Annotated in this window: 14 protein-coding genes; 2 read left to right on the forward strand and 12 right to left on the reverse strand. The window is 49.9% G+C overall.

Annotated elements, in window-relative coordinates:
- Positions 1–109: 109 nt before the first annotated feature.
- Positions 110–544, forward strand: a complete 435-nt coding sequence (locus tag K6Q96_RS17870; RefSeq protein ID WP_251881503.1) for a DUF4399 domain-containing protein — start codon at positions 110–112, stop codon at positions 542–544.
- A 74-nt stretch (positions 545–618) separates the two neighbouring features.
- On the opposite strand, the gene K6Q96_RS17875 is transcribed toward K6Q96_RS17870, so the two are convergent.
- The 12 genes from K6Q96_RS17875 to K6Q96_RS17930 all read right to left on the reverse strand — a co-directional run bounded on the left by K6Q96_RS17875 (position 619) and on the right by K6Q96_RS17930 (position 16,396).
- Complete coding sequence (locus K6Q96_RS17875) at positions 619–1,275, reverse strand: sugar transferase (protein WP_251881505.1); 657 nt, start codon at positions 1,273–1,275, stop codon at positions 619–621.
- Positions 1,276–1,297: 22 nt separating this feature from the next.
- A complete protein-coding gene (locus tag K6Q96_RS17880) occupies positions 1,298–2,476 on the reverse strand; it encodes a glycosyltransferase family 2 protein (protein ID WP_251881506.1) in 1,179 nt (392 codons plus the stop codon).
- Positions 2,466–3,548: a glycosyltransferase gene (locus K6Q96_RS17885; protein WP_251881508.1), complete on the reverse strand. Its 1,083-nt coding sequence runs from the start codon at positions 3,546–3,548 to the stop codon at positions 2,466–2,468. Before K6Q96_RS17885 ends, K6Q96_RS17880 begins: the two co-directional genes overlap by 11 nt.
- A gap of 168 nt (positions 3,549–3,716) precedes the next feature.
- On the reverse strand, positions 3,717–6,080 hold the full coding sequence (locus K6Q96_RS17890; RefSeq protein ID WP_251881510.1) for a hypothetical protein: 2,364 nt from the start codon (positions 6,078–6,080) through the stop codon (positions 3,717–3,719).
- A gap of 11 nt (positions 6,081–6,091) precedes the next feature.
- Positions 6,092–7,570 carry a GumC family protein gene (locus K6Q96_RS17895; RefSeq protein WP_251881512.1) on the reverse strand — a complete coding sequence of 493 codons (1,479 nt, stop codon included), beginning with the start codon at positions 7,568–7,570 and terminating at the stop codon, positions 6,092–6,094.
- The gene (locus tag K6Q96_RS17900; RefSeq protein WP_251881514.1) at positions 7,567–8,691 is read right to left on the reverse strand and encodes a glycosyltransferase; all 1,125 of its coding nucleotides are present in this window, start codon (positions 8,689–8,691) and stop codon (positions 7,567–7,569) included. The genes K6Q96_RS17895 and K6Q96_RS17900 overlap by 4 nt, the downstream gene beginning before the upstream one ends.
- Positions 8,688–9,410: an acyltransferase gene (locus tag K6Q96_RS17905; protein ID WP_251881517.1), complete on the reverse strand. Its 723-nt coding sequence runs from the start codon at positions 9,408–9,410 to the stop codon at positions 8,688–8,690. Before K6Q96_RS17905 ends, K6Q96_RS17900 begins: the two co-directional genes overlap by 4 nt.
- A 5-nt stretch (positions 9,411–9,415) precedes the next feature.
- Positions 9,416–11,239, reverse strand: coding sequence for a glutamine--fructose-6-phosphate transaminase (isomerizing) (gene glmS, locus K6Q96_RS17910; protein ID WP_251881519.1), 1,824 nt, complete (start codon positions 11,237–11,239; stop codon positions 9,416–9,418).
- A gap of 170 nt (positions 11,240–11,409) precedes the next feature.
- Positions 11,410–12,837, reverse strand: coding sequence for a lipopolysaccharide biosynthesis protein (locus K6Q96_RS17915; RefSeq protein WP_251881521.1), 1,428 nt, complete (start codon positions 12,835–12,837; stop codon positions 11,410–11,412).
- Positions 12,834–13,976, reverse strand: coding sequence for a glycosyltransferase family 4 protein (locus K6Q96_RS17920; protein ID WP_251881523.1), 1,143 nt, complete (start codon positions 13,974–13,976; stop codon positions 12,834–12,836). Before K6Q96_RS17920 ends, K6Q96_RS17915 begins: the two co-directional genes overlap by 4 nt.
- A complete protein-coding gene (locus tag K6Q96_RS17925; protein WP_251881525.1) occupies positions 13,976–15,226 on the reverse strand; it encodes a glycosyltransferase in 1,251 nt (416 codons plus the stop codon). The genes K6Q96_RS17920 and K6Q96_RS17925 overlap by 1 nt, the downstream gene beginning before the upstream one ends.
- A 168-nt stretch (positions 15,227–15,394) precedes the next feature.
- Positions 15,395–16,396, reverse strand: coding sequence for a glycosyltransferase family 4 protein (locus K6Q96_RS17930; RefSeq protein ID WP_251881527.1), 1,002 nt, complete (start codon positions 16,394–16,396; stop codon positions 15,395–15,397).
- Between the two features lie 417 nt (positions 16,397–16,813).
- Between K6Q96_RS17930 and K6Q96_RS17935 the strand changes: the two genes are divergently transcribed.
- Positions 16,814–17,752: an NAD-dependent epimerase/dehydratase family protein gene (locus tag K6Q96_RS17935; protein WP_251881529.1), complete on the forward strand. Its 939-nt coding sequence runs from the start codon at positions 16,814–16,816 to the stop codon at positions 17,750–17,752.
- Positions 17,753–17,837 lie beyond the last annotated feature (85 nt).

The following is a 17,837-nucleotide window of genomic DNA, read 5'->3' on the forward strand; positions in this document are numbered from 1 at the left end:
TTAGGCATCTAGCCTGGACCAGATGTTTTTCTCCGTTGTCCCAAATTCTGACACCTTTTGTCAGCAAACTTTGCTCATGATTACTTTAGGTTTATGCCCAAGGTCATTCATGAGTGGTTATCGTTTTCTCGCATTGTTCGCCTTACTGGTACTGCATTCTTCTGTTTTGGGAACGCTGGCGAACGCCGCGACACCTTCGCCGTCAAATGCGCGCGTTTTCCTTATCACTCCACAAGATGGTGAAGTGGTTCCGCAGACCTTCAAGGTTAAATTTGGGTTGGAGGGTATGCGCTTGGCAAAAGCGGGTGAGAGAGTGCCGAACTCAGGACATCATCATCTTTTGATCAACATAGATTCGCTGGTGGACTTTGCACTACCCTTGCCAGCAACGAATAACATTCTGCATTTTGGAGGTGGGCAAATTGAGACGGAATTGACGCTACCGAAAGGGAAGCACACGCTGCAATTACTCCTGGGTGATCACCTCCATATCCCTCATGTTAAGCCAGTTATTTCTCAGAAAATCACCATAGTGGTGAGATAAAAAAGCGCAGACTCCGGTGGTGGAATTTTGGGAGACTGCGCAAAGGTACAGTGGGAACTTGAGTTGGTTGAGTCTTACTGGCCGCGGCCGCACACCATCACAACCAGAGTACGGAAGATGATGTAGCAGTCCATTCTCAGCCAGCTCATTGGTGAAGACAGTGAAAGTGCGTACGAGTGGTCAAAGCCGACTTTTGACCGAACGTCTTCAATGCAGGTGTCATAGCCTTGGTTAACCTGAGCAAGACCCGTGATACCCGGAGTGACACCGTAAGTCCGGTCTGCAAAGTAGGGAATCGCTGTTTCCAGCTTCTGATAGAAACCCGGGCGTTCTGGGCGTGGGCCAATCAGCGCCATATCACCTACCAACACATTGAAAAACTGTGGCAGCTCATCCAAGCGTGTTTTGCGAAGGAATCGGCCAACACGGGTAACGCGAGGGTCTTGTTTCGCTGCCCATGCTGCGCCGCCAGCCTCTGCATCTGTGCGCATTGTGCGGAATTTAATCATGTTGAAGATCAGGCTGCGATCAGGCAGTGAGCGGCCAATCCGCATCTGGCTGAAAAAAACAGGCCCCGGGCTGTCGAGCTTGATAGCAAGAGCAATCAGTGGAAACAGCGGTAGTGTTAGTGCCAGTCCGATAAGAGAGCAAACAATATCCATCGAACGCTTCGCTTTAGCTGTGATGGGATTGATGTCCATTTGCGCGTTGAGATTCATGTTGAGGTTCATGCTGATCGTCCTCTTCCTAAATTTATTCGTCAGACGTGACACGCTGCCAACGTCCTTTCTCCAATCCGGTGATATAGCGCAGGCTACCAATCAGGTTCGCGGTGTGACCGGTTACCAGGTAGTTGAGCGCTTTGCTGATCTTGTTGCTTGGCTGACAACCAACGAGTTGGTAAATCGCCACGATGCTGTAAAGAGAAAACTGGCCAGCCGCAGCTGCCATAAAAAACAAATGGGTTTGTGCCAGATAGATGCTGCCTGCTAAGGCGATCAGCATCAGGAATGGCATTAACACCCGCAGTGCCTTGCCTGAGGCAAAAGTAAACGCTACACCTCGGTGGCTTGGGTGCAGGCATTCAAATAAACGGAACAGTTGTTGGCAGTTGCCCGCGCCAATGCGTAGGCGACGACGAAAATCTTGAGAGTGGCTAGATGCTTCCAGTTCGACGGCACGTATATCTTCCAATACATCAGCACGGTAGCCTTGCGCCACGATCTTCATAGGTAGAATGAAATCGTCGTTGATGGTATCCAGTGCAAGTGGTCGGAACAGCTCGCGGCGAATGAAGTAAAGCGCGCCATGAGCACCAAGCGCCGAGCCCACTTGCGCTTCGTTGCGTTGAATTTTGTTTTGATAGTTCCAATATTGCTGCTCTTCTTCGCTTGGGTTGAGGAAGCAGTAACGGCTGTTTACGACACCAACTTCTTTTGATTGAAAGCGTTTTGCCGCCAAACGCAATGCGTCATAGGATATAAGCGCTGAGATATCGCTCATTGCTACCAAATCACTGCGAATGGTCGCCATCGCTTTGTTTAGTACAGCCACCTTCCCATGGTTGTCGGGGTACTCAATAACGCGAACGTTCAGGTGACGACATACCATCTCTTTCGATGCTCTGCGGGCAATCTGGGCGGTTTCATCTATACATCCATCACAAGCGACAACCACTTCCAGTTTGTGAGCTGGGTAATCCAGCATCGCGAGATTACGGATTTTCTCCGCAATCCACTGAGCTTCGTTGTAAGCCGGCATGAGTACAGTGATGGTCGGCAACTCAGTGTGCTTAGGCTGCGCGATGTCTTTCGCCGCAGTTTTAGGGGTACAGCGCACCAGCATTTTCAGCAGTAGGGGATAGCCGAGGTGATGGTAAATAACCAACGCAATGCTGGTGGCTGTGAGCCAAAAAATAAGTTCATATCCCATAACACAAACCCTCCGCCAGTGAGTCGTATGCCTTGGCCATTTTTCTTACATCGGCGTGAGATATTACGAAATCGCGTGGTGTATGAAGGCGGCTTTCGTAGAGAAATGGCAGAATTTTCTCAGCCATTGCTTCCGGGTCACCGGCTTTCAACACCAAGCCTGTTTTGGGGCAAAGTGTTTCGATTGCGCCGCCAACATCTGTCACGGCTGTTGGAATGCCACAAGATTGTGCTTCCAATGGCGCGAGAGGGAAGCCTTCGTTGAATGACGGCAGGCAGAAGAGGTCAAGGGACTGATAAAACATCGGCATGTTCTCGACATGTCCGAGGAAATGAACACGGTGGTCGATAGCCATTCGCTCTGCTTGTGCTTTAAGCGCGCTTTCCAGGGAACCGGAACCTGCAATCACCAGGTGATAATGGGCAGGAAGATCAGCCATGGCTCCGATCAGTATGCTGTGGCCTTTCACTTCTTCCAATCGACCGCTCGCGCCAATCAGTTTCACACTACAAGGCAGATTCAATGCGTTTCGGGCTTTAAACTTGTCACCCGGGATGAAGCGTGACGTATCGATACCATTCTTGATCACTTTGAGTTGATGGATACCCGGTAAGTCCATCATGCCTTGTGCGACTATATCCGCATCAGCAACTTCGACGGGCTTTGCTACCAAGGAAACAATGCGATGCAGCAGGCGATGACGTTTATCGTTGTAGTGCCAAGCGTCATGTTCTGTGTGCATGTGGGCGATACCGTTCAGGCGAGAAGCAAGGCCGCCGTAGAAGAATGGGCCGATGTGGTGTGTATGAACCACGTCTGCTTTGAGTTCGCTGAGTAGCTTGCGCAGTTGCTTCACCAACGCAAAAGAAAGGCCGGGTTGTTTGTCCAAGAAAATGAGTTGGTTCTTGTACGCCTCAAGTCGAGGCCAAGCAGCGATAGCAGATTCCATGTCTCCTTCCAGACTCACAATCTTCATGTTGTGGCGGAAAGTAGAGAAATTCATCAGCTCTAGCGCCATGACTTCGAGGCCGCCGGGTCTGAGATGTTGAACTACCTGCACAATGGTTTTCATGGTTTACCCCAGTTCGATTTTTCCGTTCGAAATGTTGCTGTTGATAACCAATAAGCACAGGATATGCCAATATATTAAATCATTTTAGTGTTCTGTTTTTTAAATAAAAATCCCAGCAATGCATTCGCTGGGATGATAGATTTATCATTATGAGAGTCGCTCTGACAGTCAGCGGGCGAGATCCATGATCTTGTTACGCCATGTATCCATCGTGCGGTTATCGACCTCACGCATTTGATTCCACTTATCCGGGAGCTCTCGTTTTAAAGAAGCCAGAAGCAATTTGGCGTTCGAATCAGATTTTGCTCTCTCTTCCAACCAAAGGACCCACCTGTAGTCAACAATACCTTCCATGATTTCATACAAATCGGTATGAATGTCGGGTTCTTCTGGGCAAGGGTTCGCAGAAGGATAGAGCATTTGTACATCAAACTCTCGACCGTCTGTGGGGTCAAATGGGTCAGCAGTCGGCATACGTCCATGCCATTTCAAAAAGCCATCCGCACCGGAATGCCAAAGGTAATAGCCAGAAGCTGCTCGCGGGTTGGGCAGGTTGTAAAGCCAAACCTCACGGTCATCCTTCTGGGTTTCTTTGACCTGATCAACATTGATGCCAAAGCCATCATTCACCAGTACCAAGTCAAACATCGGTAGATATTCTTTGTCATGATCGCTGTTCAGGTGACCAGCCAGCTTTGCGTCCGGTGCCAGCATAGAAAAGCTCTGGTACATGTCTTTGAACAAATCAACGTTGCCCGGGTTACTGGGTTCATCGGCAATCGACCAATAAGGGGTGGGCTGCAATCGCTGTTTGTAGCGGCTTTCTATGTCTGCCACCACGTTGGCTGCGTTACCAACGCCAATGGACTGACTGAGTCGTTTAGCGGGAGCATAAGCCATGGCAGAAGTGAATCCGAGCATATTGAGGTTGTCGGAAAGTGCATCGAACTCCTTTTGTGTGTTTTCATTATGTGGCGTAGCAAAGGGGGGAGAGATGCCGGTGAGACCAAGTTTTCGGAGGAACTTCAAGTCGCAAACCATTGCCATGTCGCCGATGGCGCCAAGCTCTTTGAACCAACCAAACTGGACCTGTTTTTCCAGGTATATCCCAACGGGCTTTTCCAGCGCGGGCAGGGAAACATCCAGCACTGATACACTGAAGGGCGCTTTGAGTATTTTCCCTTGCAGTATCACCTGCACTTCGCCTTGATAATCGCCGGACGCCTGAACTTCAGGCACATCGACACGCACCATCAGTCGCCTTGGCAGTGCAACGCCCTGATTTTCCGGCATCAAGCCGTGGCGAAGGTAGTTGTCGTTTGGCGCTAGCAGTGTGGATGAAAGATGGGTGCGGGTGAGTTGCCATTGGCTCCAATGCCAACTGGCCAATAGGCGACCTTTTTCCTGGCTAGGCTGTTTCAGCATCACCATGGGGGCTCCCGGAAGGTTGCCTTGCTCAAAGTCCATGGGGATAAGCACAGAGGTTCCCGGTGCAGCAGAGACTGTATTTTCTTTCGTGCTGAGCTTGGGTTGTCCTGTTGGCCATTTGGTCCACGCTGCAACAGGCCAGTTTCTATCCCACCAAAGTTTTCTTTGTCTCGTGAGCATTTCCAAGATTAATGGATTATCTGCTGGTGCAGCCAAAATACCACTGACAAACTGCGCGTCTGGGCTATCCCCCTTGAGTGTGACTTTCACAGGTTTACCGGTGCTCTGCACATTAAAAGTGACGCGATCACTTTTTCTGGCGCCGAAATGATCCCAGCTACTGCTTTCAGGCGATACCTTAATTTCCCGAAGGCCGAGATAAACATTTTCGATCCAGTTTTTTGGAGACAAGTTTTGTCTGTAAACAGCTTTGCCATCCACAAGGATTTCTCGTTTCAAAGGGTGGGGCAGAAATTCCCACTCTCCGGCATCCCTTAGCCAAAGGGTGACTTGCCAATCCCCAGCAGGTAGCGGAAGGGTCAAGGTGTCGATGCCACGAATCCCGTCAAAAGTCAGCGCATCGGCAGCTTGCATTCGGGTGCTTCTGTCAATGGGGTGAATAGAGCGCCCGGTAACCATTGGCGAGTTCGGCGTTAGCGGCTGGAACCCCGGCCAGATAGCGCTGCCGGAAGGCCCTAAATCCCATGCGAATATGTTCTTCCCAAGTGGCTTGGGCGTCATGACCCTCGCACCAGTCAGCGCAAACCCACGTTCTGCTCGACCAGCAAATATGATGATTTGCTGAAGATTTTTGAGATCTAAAGATCTCCCGGCCGGGGTTCTTAAGCTGGCGAAAGGTACTTCAATGTTGAACTCACCCGGTGGTATGACGCGTTCAATATTGGCACGGTCGGCGTAGCCGGGGTTTTTAGTATCGTCCGCGCGTATGACGGCGATGGCATCAGCGTTGGACAGGTTGTTGCCCGAAATCACCAGCATACTGGTAACAGAGACGTCGCCAATGTCAGATTTATCAAGGCGAATCTCAGCCATCACTAACGACGGACAAAACAAAGCTAAAGCAAGTATCCAATGCTTCATCATCTTATCTCCGTTTATTTGGCTTCTATGACTTTTCCGTTTTTTGGGGCGCCAAGCGTTGGACGCTCCTGTTTTACAAAGGGAATACGGGTTAGGACGGGGGCGCCAGTGATGGCTTCTAAGGTGTTAATGCGACGAATAGTGGTATCAGTGAGCTCCATAAGCACTGCCAGACCACTACCGAGGAAGATGCCACCAATCATGCCCGCGATGGCAAACACAATGATGGGGAGATTGCTTGGGGTGCTGGGTGAATAAGGGCGATCAATGATCTTGATGCGTTTGTCTTGCTCGAACACACCGAGTGAACTGGTCAGACGCGCTTTTTCCTGACGTTCCAATAGCTCTTCGAACAACATCCGCTTCACTTGAAGGTCACGCTCCAACTTGCGGATTTGCTGTTCTTTCTCGCCAGACATATTGGTCTTTTCTTCCAACTGTAGGATCATTTTTCGTAGGCTGGCGGTTTCCTCTTCTAGTGTTTCTACCTTGCTGCGCGCTTCCTGAAGGTTTTCGAGTTGGGATATCAGCAAAGGCTGGGATTCGCTGTCACCGTTCATGCGGGCACTGCTGGCAATATCCCAGAGTTGTGCGGTGTCGATCGTCTGCTGGGTAGACTCAACGAGTTGAGCGCGCTGTTCTTCCAAGCGGCGCAGGTTTCTTAGAGCACCTTGAACCAGACTGTGTTGGTCGGTGTAGCGGGCTTTCAGCAAAGCCAGTTCACTGCGGATCTTAACAATCTGGTCTTCAATGCTGCCGATTACCGGGTTGGTGCTGGAGAGTTGTTGATCAAGACCACCGAGGCTTTTTTGTGCACCTGCCATTTCAGCTTCTTTTTCTGAAAGGCGCTGTTTGAGTTGTTCAATGCGCGCGTAGTTAGCAACCTGAAGTTCAGGTAAGCCATCGGCATGTTTGCTACGGAAATCAGCCAATGCAGCTTCTGCGGCGTCGAGTTCTTCTCGGCGTTTGTTGATGTGCTCGGAAAGGAAGAAACTGGAATCTTTCATCGATGACCGTTCAGGTGCCAAAAGCTCTTCCACCACATAATCACTAACCGTTTCCAGTGTTTCCTTCATGCCGATAGGATCGTTAGAGCGATAGTCGATTCGAATGACATCCTTACCAATGGTGACCATGTTTAGGCCGTTGGAAAGTTGTGCGATCACTTCATCGAGTCTTTGCGGGGGATCATCTTCCGCCACGTAGCCACGTTCTATGGCTACCTTCCCTAAAATATGTCGGCTGTGCAGCAGGGTTTGTAGTCCACTAAAACGCTCTTTCATCTGAGCAGATATTGCCAGATCTTCCAGAAAGGGATTCATCTTCGAGGTTTCCTGAATCAGCATGCTGGTGTGTGAGATGTACTGCTTTGGACTCAACAAGCCGATCGCAATACCCATCAAAGGGAATATCAGGATAGGCATGATGATCACGTAACGGCGACGCCATGCGCCATCGAGCAAGATCAGGAATTTGTAGGTCAAGGTGTTCATAGCGCGTCCAGCCAGTCAGCTAACTTTTCAGCACGCGCATCCCAAGTGTGAGGGCTGACCGCCGCTTGCTGGTGTGAATTGTTTTGTTTTTGACCTGCACGTTTCAGTGCTGAAATCATTTCGTCCGCATTGTTAACGATAGACACATATCCACGATATTCATTAACTGCTGGAAAAGGTGTGCTGATGACTGGTCGACCTGTAGCGAGATATTCGCGCAGTTTAAGTGGGTTGCACGCCTGAATTTGACCATTGTCGGTAAAGGGTAAAAGGCTGGCCGACCAATGCTGGCTGTAACCCGGTAGTGCGTGATGAGGGCGTGTGCCCATCAGAGTAACGTTGTTGTGTTTGGCTAGCGTTTTGGCCTCTTCGCAGGCATGGCCGATAAAAACGAAATGCCAGTTTGGCAGTGCCTCGATAGTTTTGTGCAGCATCGGATAATTTAACCAATCTGACAGCGAACCATAAAACCCTGCGATAGGCTTGCCGTTATTCGGTAAATCTTTTGCACGAGGTGCCGGTGTTGAAAACAACGAGTAATCAACGCCATGTGGTAGCAAGCGGGTACGAATGGCAGGGAAGCGGGTATAGAGGGTTTCGCTGGCCGCTAAAATCAAGTCGGCTTTGCGGACCAATTCGTTTTCCCGTTCAGCGACGGTGGAATGGTCGACACCTGCAAGCTTTGAGAAATCATCGCCGCAGTAATACACCACGGACGATGCGCCCAATTTGTCTGATACATCCACTGCCGTTGGCAGTGATGTCCATAGAATCGGGTTGTTGAGTTTGGCTTTCTCGATGATAGGCAGAAGCTGGCTCATCAACATATTTGAAGCGATACTTCGACCGAAACGTGTTCTTGGTGCTGGCAAAGTGGACGGATTCACCAGCGTAAAATTGTCTGGTAATGCCGCTTTACACTTAGGGTTTGTGGCAATGGACTTGGCTGTCAATTTGCGCCATGCGCGGCGAACATCATTCATGGTCAGGGTTGGGCGGCGCAGGCCAATGGAATTTACCCATACCACTTTGCGATGTTCAGACAGGCGACGGATAAGGTGTTGGGTGCTGGAAGGCAAGCCACCCCAGTCTTCGCCAAAAACAATCAGATCGCGTCTCATCGTTTCCTCTCCTTATCCGTGAGTGGACGAATCACTTTGGCAGGAACACCGCCTGCAACCACAAAGGGCGGTATGCTGTTAGTGACAACACTGCCGGCCGCTACAATGGTGCCTTGACCAATGGTGACACCTGCCATCACTGACACGCCGGTTGCTAACCAAACGTCCCGCTCAAGAACCACATCACCAATCTGGCTATCAAGCTCAGGTAAACCCGCGGCTCGGTCTTCTGCATTAAGTGGGTGACCAGGGTAGCCCGCGATAAAGGCGCGTCCTGCGATGCGCACGTTATCGCCAATCACGACTTTTGAACCAACAGCGATGGTGGTCTGCCATCCAATATCAATATTGCTGCCAATGATGAGTTCGGGTTGCTCCGCGCTGCAGGTGCGGCCCGAGAACGTCGATTGGCCTGAGACCCGACAGTTGTCACCCATAGAGATGGATACCGGACCGCTGACAAAAGGCATTCCGCCATAGAGATATAAACCACGACCCACATGCTGTAAGCGACCTTTAAACACTGGCGTCCACCATAGAGCGCGGGTCAGATTTTCCCAGATGGCGCTGACGAACTTCGTCAGTTTATATAGAGGCACCACAATCAGTTTGGGTGCCGGCATGCTCGCTTGGAGCGCGCCTTTGATGACTAGGAACAAGCCACGGGCGATTGGGCTCGGGCTGTTCTTTAACCAATGTCGGGTCGCTTGCATGTTCATGGCGATTACTCCACGGTCACTGACTTCGCGAGGTTGCGAGGCTGGTCAACGTCGGTGCCTTTCAGTACAGCAACGTGATACGCCAACAGCTGCAAAGGCAATGTGTAGAGAACTGGCATCATCACTGGGTCGCAATCGGGCATTTCAATCGCGTGAGTGATGTGCTCAGAAGCGAGTTCAATGCCTTCGTGATTGCTGATCAGAATGACCTTGGCACCGCGGGCTGCGACTTCACGGAGATTCGATAGGGTTTTGCTCATCATCGGCCCTGGAGGCGCAACCAGCACTATTGGCATAGCATCGTCAATCAGCGCGATAGGGCCGTGTTTTAGCTCGCCGGCTGGGTAAGCTTCTGCATGGATATAACTGATCTCTTTCAGTTTCAATGCGCCTTCCTGTGCCAGAGGGAAACCTGTTCCTCGGCCGAGGAATAATGTGTGTTCCGATTGCATCAGTGATGAGGCAATAGATTTTATTGATGCTAACTGGTCAATCACGTTTGAAAGGCCAACTGGCAGGGTGAAGAGTTCTTTGATAGCGGCTTTCTCAGCAGCAGTATTCAGTCGGCCACTCGCTTTAGCTATGCGAAGTGCCATCAGCAGCAATACCATCAATTGGCCTGTGAAGGCTTTGGTTGAAGCCACGCCTATTTCTACGCCAGCCAAGGTACGCAGAAAGCTGTCGCTTTCCGCTGCCATGGTGCTGGTGTCAACGTTCAGAAGAGATATACAGGACAGCCCTTGCTCCTTGGTGTAACGAAGGGCAGCCAGTGTATCTGCCGTCTCGCCGGATTGGCTGATAAACAGCGACAAGGTGTTTGGTGAAAGTGGTGACTCACGGTAGCGATACTCTGAAGCGATATCCGCTTCTACAGGAATCGCAGCGTATTTTTCGAACCAGGTGCGGGCAACCATACCTGCATAGTAAGAAGTGCCACACGCTACGATAGATAGGCGGTCAAAGCGCGCAATATTCGAAGGGAACGTCTCGTCTTTCAACGTGAAAGAGGCGTTATCACAGTAGTGATTGAGGGTGTTGCGAACCACTTCTGGCTGCTGATGAATCTCTTTGAGCATGTAGTGGCGATAGCCTTGCTTGCCTTGGTCATGTTCAGAGACCTGCAGCGCTTTCATTTCGCGATGAGTCACGTCGCCAGCAGTATTGGTGATGCTCATTTCGTTCACACGGACTTTTGCCACATCGCCATCTTCCAGCATGCAAAGGTTGCGAGCCACGCTTGCCATTGCAATTGCATCAGAGGCAATGAAATGACCTGTGGCTCCCTGACCGATAACCAGTGGGCTGCCCAAACGGGCCGCGTAAACTGTGTCCGATTCTGAAGCGAAAATCACTGCAATACCAAAGCTACCGTCTAACATCGCCATGGCTTCACGAAGCGCAACTTCCGGCGTTAGGCCTTTGTCCAGATTACGTGTGATCAGCAGTGGTATGCACTCGCTGTCGGTTTCGCTGTTAAAGCGATAGCCATCGCTTTCCAAATCTGCTTTCAACACACTGTAATTTTCAATAATACCGTTGTGTACTACAGCGACTTTTGGCGTCATATGTGGATGGGCGTTGGTCTCGGATGGCGCGCCATGGGTCGCCCAGCGTGTGTGGGCGATGCCGACAAAGCCTTCCAAAGGTTGTTCTTTCAAGAGGGTGCTCAGTGCATCCAGTTTGCCAGGTGCGCGGCGGCGTTGAAGACCGTTACGTTGAGCAATCACCAAACCGCTTGAATCATATCCACGATATGACAGGGCGCGAAGGCCTCCAACTAATGCTGAAGTGACTGACGTTTCTGAGATAGCTGCGAAGATTCCACACATAGTCTTTCTCCTTGGTTTTCTTTTCCGCTCTGATAGAGCGCCTTTTTCCAAGAAGACAGCACTAACTGTGCCAAGAAATAATAATTATAATTTTCATATGGATAGAGTAAAACGCCGTACGTTAAAACGGCGTTTTCTCATTTTGAAAGTCAGATTAGTCAGGTTGACGGTTAGTTTGCCGTTTGCCCTCTCATCGCCTGGATAGAGAACTTTGGTAGCAGGTTGAAGCGTTGTGCCAACAGTACCATCGAGCCAAGTGCCATGATGATTAGCATCAGGCGCGCGATGTCTGACCATTCATAGGTGGAAACGTATAGCCAGAAGCAACAAAAACTTCCGCACAAGAGCAAGGCAGTCAGCGGGTAAGGCAGATGGTAGAGATGTTGGCTTACAGCATAGAAGAACACAAATCTCAGGCCTTGGGTAAATGTCAGTGCCATCAGTACACCCATCACGCCGTGGCTATTGCCCCACCAAATCAAAGTGCCTACAGCAACAAAAGCTGATACAACATTAATAGCCATCTGACCATAAGTAGTGTCTCCTGCGAAGCTGCCAAGGTTGACCAACTCAGCTAACTCTTTAAACAATGCAGCAATAATCAGAAAAACGGTAAAAGTCGCTGCGAGCTGATAGGTATCTGGCAGCAACCAAGTGATGGCGAGAGGTGCCAAAAATGCTACTAAAACCGAAATCAGCATCACAGCAGTCAGACCAAAGCAGGTATAACGTGTTGCTATTTCCCGTCCATTGACACCGTAAAGCACATCGAACCGTTTTGGCATCCACCACATACCGAAAGGTTGCAACAACAGTACGACAGCCAGTCCGAATTTAGCGGCCACACCGAACTGCGCGACTTCTTCCAGTGAGCTAACTTCTGCCAGCACCCAGCGGTCAAAGCCATTCATAGTAAATGCCATCAAGCCACTTGCCATGATAGGAATGCTGTAAATGAGTGACTGCTTGGCGACGGGCATGGAGAACGCCAGACCCGTTTCACGGATTTGAATGATAAATAGGATCACAGATTGTACAATGGCGGCTATGATGCCTGCTTCTAGAACGCCATCTACACCGCGGCCAGCAAGCAACATCGCGACAGTGAGTGCTGCTTGGAACAGCGCGCGCCCGACAGCGACAGAGAAGAAAGTAAAGGCACGGTTTTGCATGCGAATCCAACCGAGAGGCACTGCAATGCAGCCTTCAAGTGCCAACATAAGAAGCACCAAGCGCAGTTGATATGTTGTTAGACCTCCTGGCACAAAACTGTCGAGCCATGCTGCTAATGCCCATGACAATGGAATAACCACGGCACATACAATGAGAGTGAGGGTAAAAATCCGCGCTGACATGGTGAGCCTTTCTGCTTCCGATTTACAGCGGCCCACAAAGCGGTATAGCGCATCTTCAAGACCTAACCCCACCAGAATACTGCCGAGCGCTGCAATACTGCTTACAATCTCCAATTTACCGAATTCTGCCTGTGGCAGTTGATGGGTGATGAAAGGCAGCATCAGCAGAGAAATGCCTTTCATCAAGGCCATGCTGCTGCCATAGAGCAGTGCCTGCTTCATCATGGGTGAGAGCGCTCTCATCCTTGAACCTCGTCACGGGCCAGCGCTGCTTCATTGCGTGCAACTTGTTGGGTAAGTGCTTCGCATACTGCCGAGAAGCAAAGTTCGGCTCGATACTGTCGCGCGATTTGAAACGCTTCATCACCCAGCATCTTTAGCATGGGCATATTTTGCTGCGCTTTTGCCAACGTGCGGGCGAGATCTGCTGCGTCATCAGGCATGTATTTCAAACAATTTTCGCCGTCGCTTAGTTGGGTGTCCCAATAAGCACCGTCAGAAGGAATAATCACACACATGCCCGCCGCCATGGCTTCCAGAATCGACAGCCCAAAAGGCTCTTTGGTACTGGTAGACACAAAAATATTGCTGCTGGCGCGAATCGCATCCAGTGAGTCAGGCGCTTCATGCCAGAACACTTTGGAGATGCATTGAGGTGCTTCACTGATGGCCAAATTGGTCTGCTTAGGGCGAATGAAACAGATGTGGGTTTCAGGGCGATCAGATGGCTTCATGTGTGATAGTGCTTTGGTCAATGTATCCAACCCTTTCCACTTCAGAAGTGACGCGGCCCAAAACAAAACCGCATAGTCGTATTGGCAGCGACTCGGCCAGAGCACTTTTGGAAGGCCATTCCGAAACGTTTGAAATTGTGGGTAAGCGGAAACATCCTCACCGCGGCCTGTCGCTCTGATGGCGTTGTTTAGTGAGTCGTGTGTTGAGTCGAGATAATAGATCTCATTCGCTGACAACAGGCATCGGCCAATGGTGCGCGAGCGGGCAACCGGGCCATGCACCATTTGTACAATTCGATAGCCCAGCAAAGAACGCGCAATATACACACCTAGGTCAACACCAGGTCCTGAGGCAGCGAGTGCGGTGTCCATTTTACCTACGAACAGGCGAAGCCAGATGATCTGCAGAGCAATTAGGAAGTGTCGGGCAAAGTAACTCAAACCTTGCTCGGTTTTCTCAAGTGACTTAGGCATATGTAGCCGTTTTACGTAAGCCTTGGTTTTGGCCCAGGTATCAGGGTCTGAGGTGAGAATGGAGATTCGCACCTGTTGTGATTCCAATTGGCTCAATATATGTTTGGTTGATACCTTGGACCCGCCCGCAAATGGGATAGGATCAAGAATCACAATGTGCTTTAAACGGCTCATTACGCAGCCTCCGAAGGTTGACGACGCAGCTTTTTTACAAAGTTGAGTGACGCTTTCACCGGTGGCACTAACTGCCATTGGTTTGTCCAGCGAGCGGTCATCTTCGGATTGGCCAACAGCGATTGGTAAAGTGCCTCGAAACGCTCGGTATGTTGGGTGATGGTGAATTCTGCCATCACTCGACGATAACCATCCTGTGCAAACTGAAGGCTTTGTTCCGGATTCGTGAAGAGGTGATAAGCAGCCTGTGAAATAGTATGGGCATTGTCAGGTTGAACCAGAATGCCGGTTTTATTGTGGGCAATCACACCTGGGATACCGCCGACACGAGGCGCTACAACCGGAAGTCCTGCAAGATTGGCTTCTGCCAGAGTCAGGCCAAACACTTCTTCCCGTGCGCCGGAGAGATACACATCCGCACCACCACGCATCAATCCAACCACGTTTTTCTGCTCACCAATCAAGTGAATGCGATCCTCAAGACCGGCTTCCACGACTTGTTTTTCCAATGCCTCACGTTCGCTGCCTTCGCCAATGACCACCAGATGAATGGGTAGACGAAGCTCTCGCATTTGGCGGCAGGCTTCAATAAGAAGGTCAACACCTTTGCGGTGGATCAGGGAGCAAACGGTGACCGCGACAAAAGCGTGGTAAGGAATACCACATTTTTTGCGGATATCCTCAACGGGTTGGCTCAGCAGCTTTTCTGTGTCGATACCATTTGGGATCACCTGACAACGGGCTTTATTTGCGCCATCACTAAGCAGCTGGTCAACAACAGGTTGGCTAACGCCTACTGCCATGCTTGCATGATGAAACCCAAGAGTAATGCGATCGCGCAGTGGATAGCGTGAATGCAGATGAAGCACCAAAGGTAACTTTCTCGCGCGGGCAACTAGGTTTAGCCATTGAGAAGGTGCACCGCTGTTTGAATGCAGCAGGGAGATTTGATGCTTATCGACAATGCGAAGCCCTTCGTTGACCAATTTGCTGTAGCCGACCACATCCCATTTTGGCGCTTGCTCGCCAAACAGCAGGGTAAAGTTGCTGACATAGACTGGAATATTTAGCTCACGTACTTCTTCCGCCATCGCTTCATTGTTACACCAAAGCACAGGTGCAAAAGCCGACTTGTCGAGATGGGTAAGCAGATCAAGTAAGCAACGTTCACTGCCGCGGATCCAGTTGTCACCGTAATGTACAAACAAAATGTTCTGACGGGTTTGTTGGGCTTGTGGTGAATGCATCATTGTTTCTCCTCCAGTCCTATTAGGCGATGAATGCGCCGGACTTGCTTTTTACTGACTTGAGCAAAGACCGCGCCAAGTTGCTAAGCGACTGAATTAAATGAGCCTGAGTGAGATTCCTCACTCAGGCTCTCGGTTCTCTTTCATTCTGAGAATCAAATAAGACGATGCTTATAGTGAATAAGCCTTCAGCAGTTTTGGAACGACAGCTTCGGCGGAGTAATGTTCTTTCACGGTCGAAATCGCATTGAGCTGCCACATCGATCTTTTTTGTGGATCGCTATTACGCCAGTCATGCACAACATCAACCATGGAGGTGACATCGCCTTGTTTGAGCAGCCAACCGTTCTTGTCATGTTCGATAAGCTTATCTAATGCTCCAACGTTGAAGGCAGCAACAGGAATGCCACGAGCCATAGCTTCCAAGGATGACATAGGTAAACCCTCTGCGCGTGAAGGAAGAACCAACAAACCGATACTTGGCCATACTCGGCGCATGTCAGTTTGTGCGCCGTGAAAGACCACATTGGCAGGGGCTGACGTCTCAAGTTCCTTGCGCATAGGCCCGTCACCATAGACGTGGAAGTCGAGGTACGGGAAATGCTTGGCGAGTAGGACAAAACGGTCAGGTGCTTTTTCTTTACTCAAGCGCCCGACAAAGGCGATTTCCTCTCCTGAAGACAGGGAAATGTCACGGGCGTTAATAAAGTTGTCTGAGAGTTCAGCCGGACATGGAATAGTCGAGAGAATAGGGGTACTGACCGCAAACACTTTATCAGCCAGGAAAGCGGTATGGCGATCAAGCCAATCATATATTTTTAGCTTGCCGTGCTTTTCTTCTCCACTATGAAAAGTGCTGGCGCAGGTAATGCCCATCATTTTGCAGATTGGGCGTACTAAAATTCCTGCCTTGTATCCGTGAGTATGGATAACATCGGGTTTCTGTTTGCGAATTTCTCGCCACAAGGTTGTCAAACGTCCATCTAGTACCTCACATTGAAGGCCTGCATATAGAAGATGACGCTGAATGGGGTGGCTGCCGTAGTTGTTGAGAAACACAACGGTAACTTTATTTCTGGCACTCGCTAAACCCATAGCGAGATGTTCAACATGGGATTCGATACCACCAAATCCGCGGCTGTCTAACACTAACCAAATCTTCTTTGTGTCCATTTTTATCACCCGTCATCAATGAAGAAATTGATCGATAAATATCAGGAGCAAAGTTGGTGCCAGAGTGTTAACTGATTGAAATTTAATAATTGGCTATGACGGGCTTCAGCTGCAAACTATTGAATTTCATCAAAATGAGAAACCGTGAACGGCGAATTCGTCAAAGCGCATGTCAAAATGACGAATTCATCCTCGGCACGAAATCCAATCGCTTACAAAAGTGAAACAACAAATGAGGTGAGTGGTAGGCACTTAAAATGCTAAAAGAATGCGATTTACAAATTATCTTAATGTTTCTTATAGAGTTAATTACTGCTTTCCAAGCCTGTCTTTTATCTGAAACCCTCCAAAAATTAAAATCTGGCAAACCCTTTGCAAAGAGCCCGTTTAGAACCCCCAAAAAGGACAGAGGTCTCTATGGCAAGTTATTTAGTTACAGGTGGATGCGGGTTTATCGGTTCCCACCTTGTCGAATCGCTGCTGGCAGACGGTCATCATGTGAGAGTTGTTGATAACCTTTCTACTGGCTACCGCACCAATGTGCCAAGACACTGCGAGCTTAGAGTGGCTGATATCTGTCAGCCCGGAATGTTAGAAGAAGCGATGAAAGAAATGGACGGCTGCTTTCACCTTGCCGCCATCGCCTCTGTCGAGCGCTCAAATGAGGAGTGGATTGAGACCCACGATATTAATCTGACTGCCAGCATTCGCGTGTTTGAAGCTGCGCGTACTGCTAAAACCCCAGTGGTTTATGCTTCTTCAGCTGCGGTTTACGGCGATAACGCTGACATGCCGTTATCTGAACGCTCTATCCCCAGACCGCTCACTGCTTACGGTGCCGATAAGCTGGGTTCAGAGTTGCACGCCCGAGTCGCTTCGATGGTACATGGTGTTCCGACGACGGGCTTGCGTTTCTTTAACGTGTTCGGCCCGAGACAAGACCCGAAGTCACCCTACTCTGGGGTTATCTCTATCTTTGCAGATAAGATTATGGCCTCGCAGCCTTTGACCATATTTGGGGATGGTGAGCAAACCCGTGATTTTATCTATGTAGGAGACGTAGTACGTTTCCTTCGCGGAGCCATGTCGACTGTCTCAACATCGCCTGAAGTATTTAATGTTTGTCGCGGTGAAGCTTTGTCAGTTAACCGTCTAGCAACAACTTTAATGTCCTTGACCGGAACGGAGGTTGAGATTTCCTACCTTTCTGCACGCAAAGGCGATATTCGCACGTCTATTGGAAGCCCGATGCATGCCAAAAAGGAGTTGAGATTGAAGGCGCAAACCTCGGTGACAGAGGGTTTGAGGAAGTTGATTACTTATCTGATTGAAGAAGGAGAGCGCTCTGTTGGTTAAGTTCAGGAAAGCGTTCAAAAGAAACGCCGCCCAAAAGCGGCGTTATAAGGGTCTGCTTATCTTTGGCGGTTTATCCAAAAACGGT

The organism is Grimontia kaedaensis, assembly GCF_023746615.1.
GTDB lineage: Bacteria > Pseudomonadota > Gammaproteobacteria > Enterobacterales > Vibrionaceae > Enterovibrio > Enterovibrio kaedaensis.

What these genes read in the sequence shown, in the direction of transcription:
- K6Q96_RS17870 (WP_251881503.1), top strand. Translation starts at nt 110, where the DNA reads ATGAGTGGTTATCGTTTTCTCGCATTGTTCGCCTTACTGGTACTGCAT.
- K6Q96_RS17875 (WP_251881505.1), bottom strand. Translation starts at nt 1,275, where the DNA reads ATGAACCTCAACATGAATCTCAACGCGCAAATGGACATCAATCCCATC.
- K6Q96_RS17880 (WP_251881506.1), bottom strand. Translation starts at nt 2,476, where the DNA reads ATGGGATATGAACTTATTTTTTGGCTCACAGCCACCAGCATTGCGTTG.
- K6Q96_RS17885 (WP_251881508.1), bottom strand. Translation starts at nt 3,548, where the DNA reads ATGAAAACCATTGTGCAGGTAGTTCAACATCTCAGACCCGGCGGCCTC.
- K6Q96_RS17890 (WP_251881510.1), bottom strand. Translation starts at nt 6,080, where the DNA reads ATGATGAAGCATTGGATACTTGCTTTAGCTTTGTTTTGTCCGTCGTTA.
- K6Q96_RS17895 (WP_251881512.1), bottom strand. Translation starts at nt 7,570, where the DNA reads ATGAACACCTTGACCTACAAATTCCTGATCTTGCTCGATGGCGCATGG.
- K6Q96_RS17900 (WP_251881514.1), bottom strand. Translation starts at nt 8,691, where the DNA reads ATGAGACGCGATCTGATTGTTTTTGGCGAAGACTGGGGTGGCTTGCCT.
- K6Q96_RS17905 (WP_251881517.1), bottom strand. Translation starts at nt 9,410, where the DNA reads ATGAACATGCAAGCGACCCGACATTGGTTAAAGAACAGCCCGAGCCCA.
- glmS (WP_251881519.1), bottom strand. Translation starts at nt 11,239, where the DNA reads ATGTGTGGAATCTTCGCAGCTATCTCAGAAACGTCAGTCACTTCAGCA.
- K6Q96_RS17915 (WP_251881521.1), bottom strand. Translation starts at nt 12,837, where the DNA reads ATGAGAGCGCTCTCACCCATGATGAAGCAGGCACTGCTCTATGGCAGC.
- K6Q96_RS17920 (WP_251881523.1), bottom strand. Translation starts at nt 13,976, where the DNA reads ATGAGCCGTTTAAAGCACATTGTGATTCTTGATCCTATCCCATTTGCG.
- K6Q96_RS17925 (WP_251881525.1), bottom strand. Translation starts at nt 15,226, where the DNA reads ATGATGCATTCACCACAAGCCCAACAAACCCGTCAGAACATTTTGTTT.
- K6Q96_RS17930 (WP_251881527.1), bottom strand. Translation starts at nt 16,396, where the DNA reads ATGGACACAAAGAAGATTTGGTTAGTGTTAGACAGCCGCGGATTTGGT.
- K6Q96_RS17935 (WP_251881529.1), top strand. Translation starts at nt 16,814, where the DNA reads ATGGCAAGTTATTTAGTTACAGGTGGATGCGGGTTTATCGGTTCCCAC.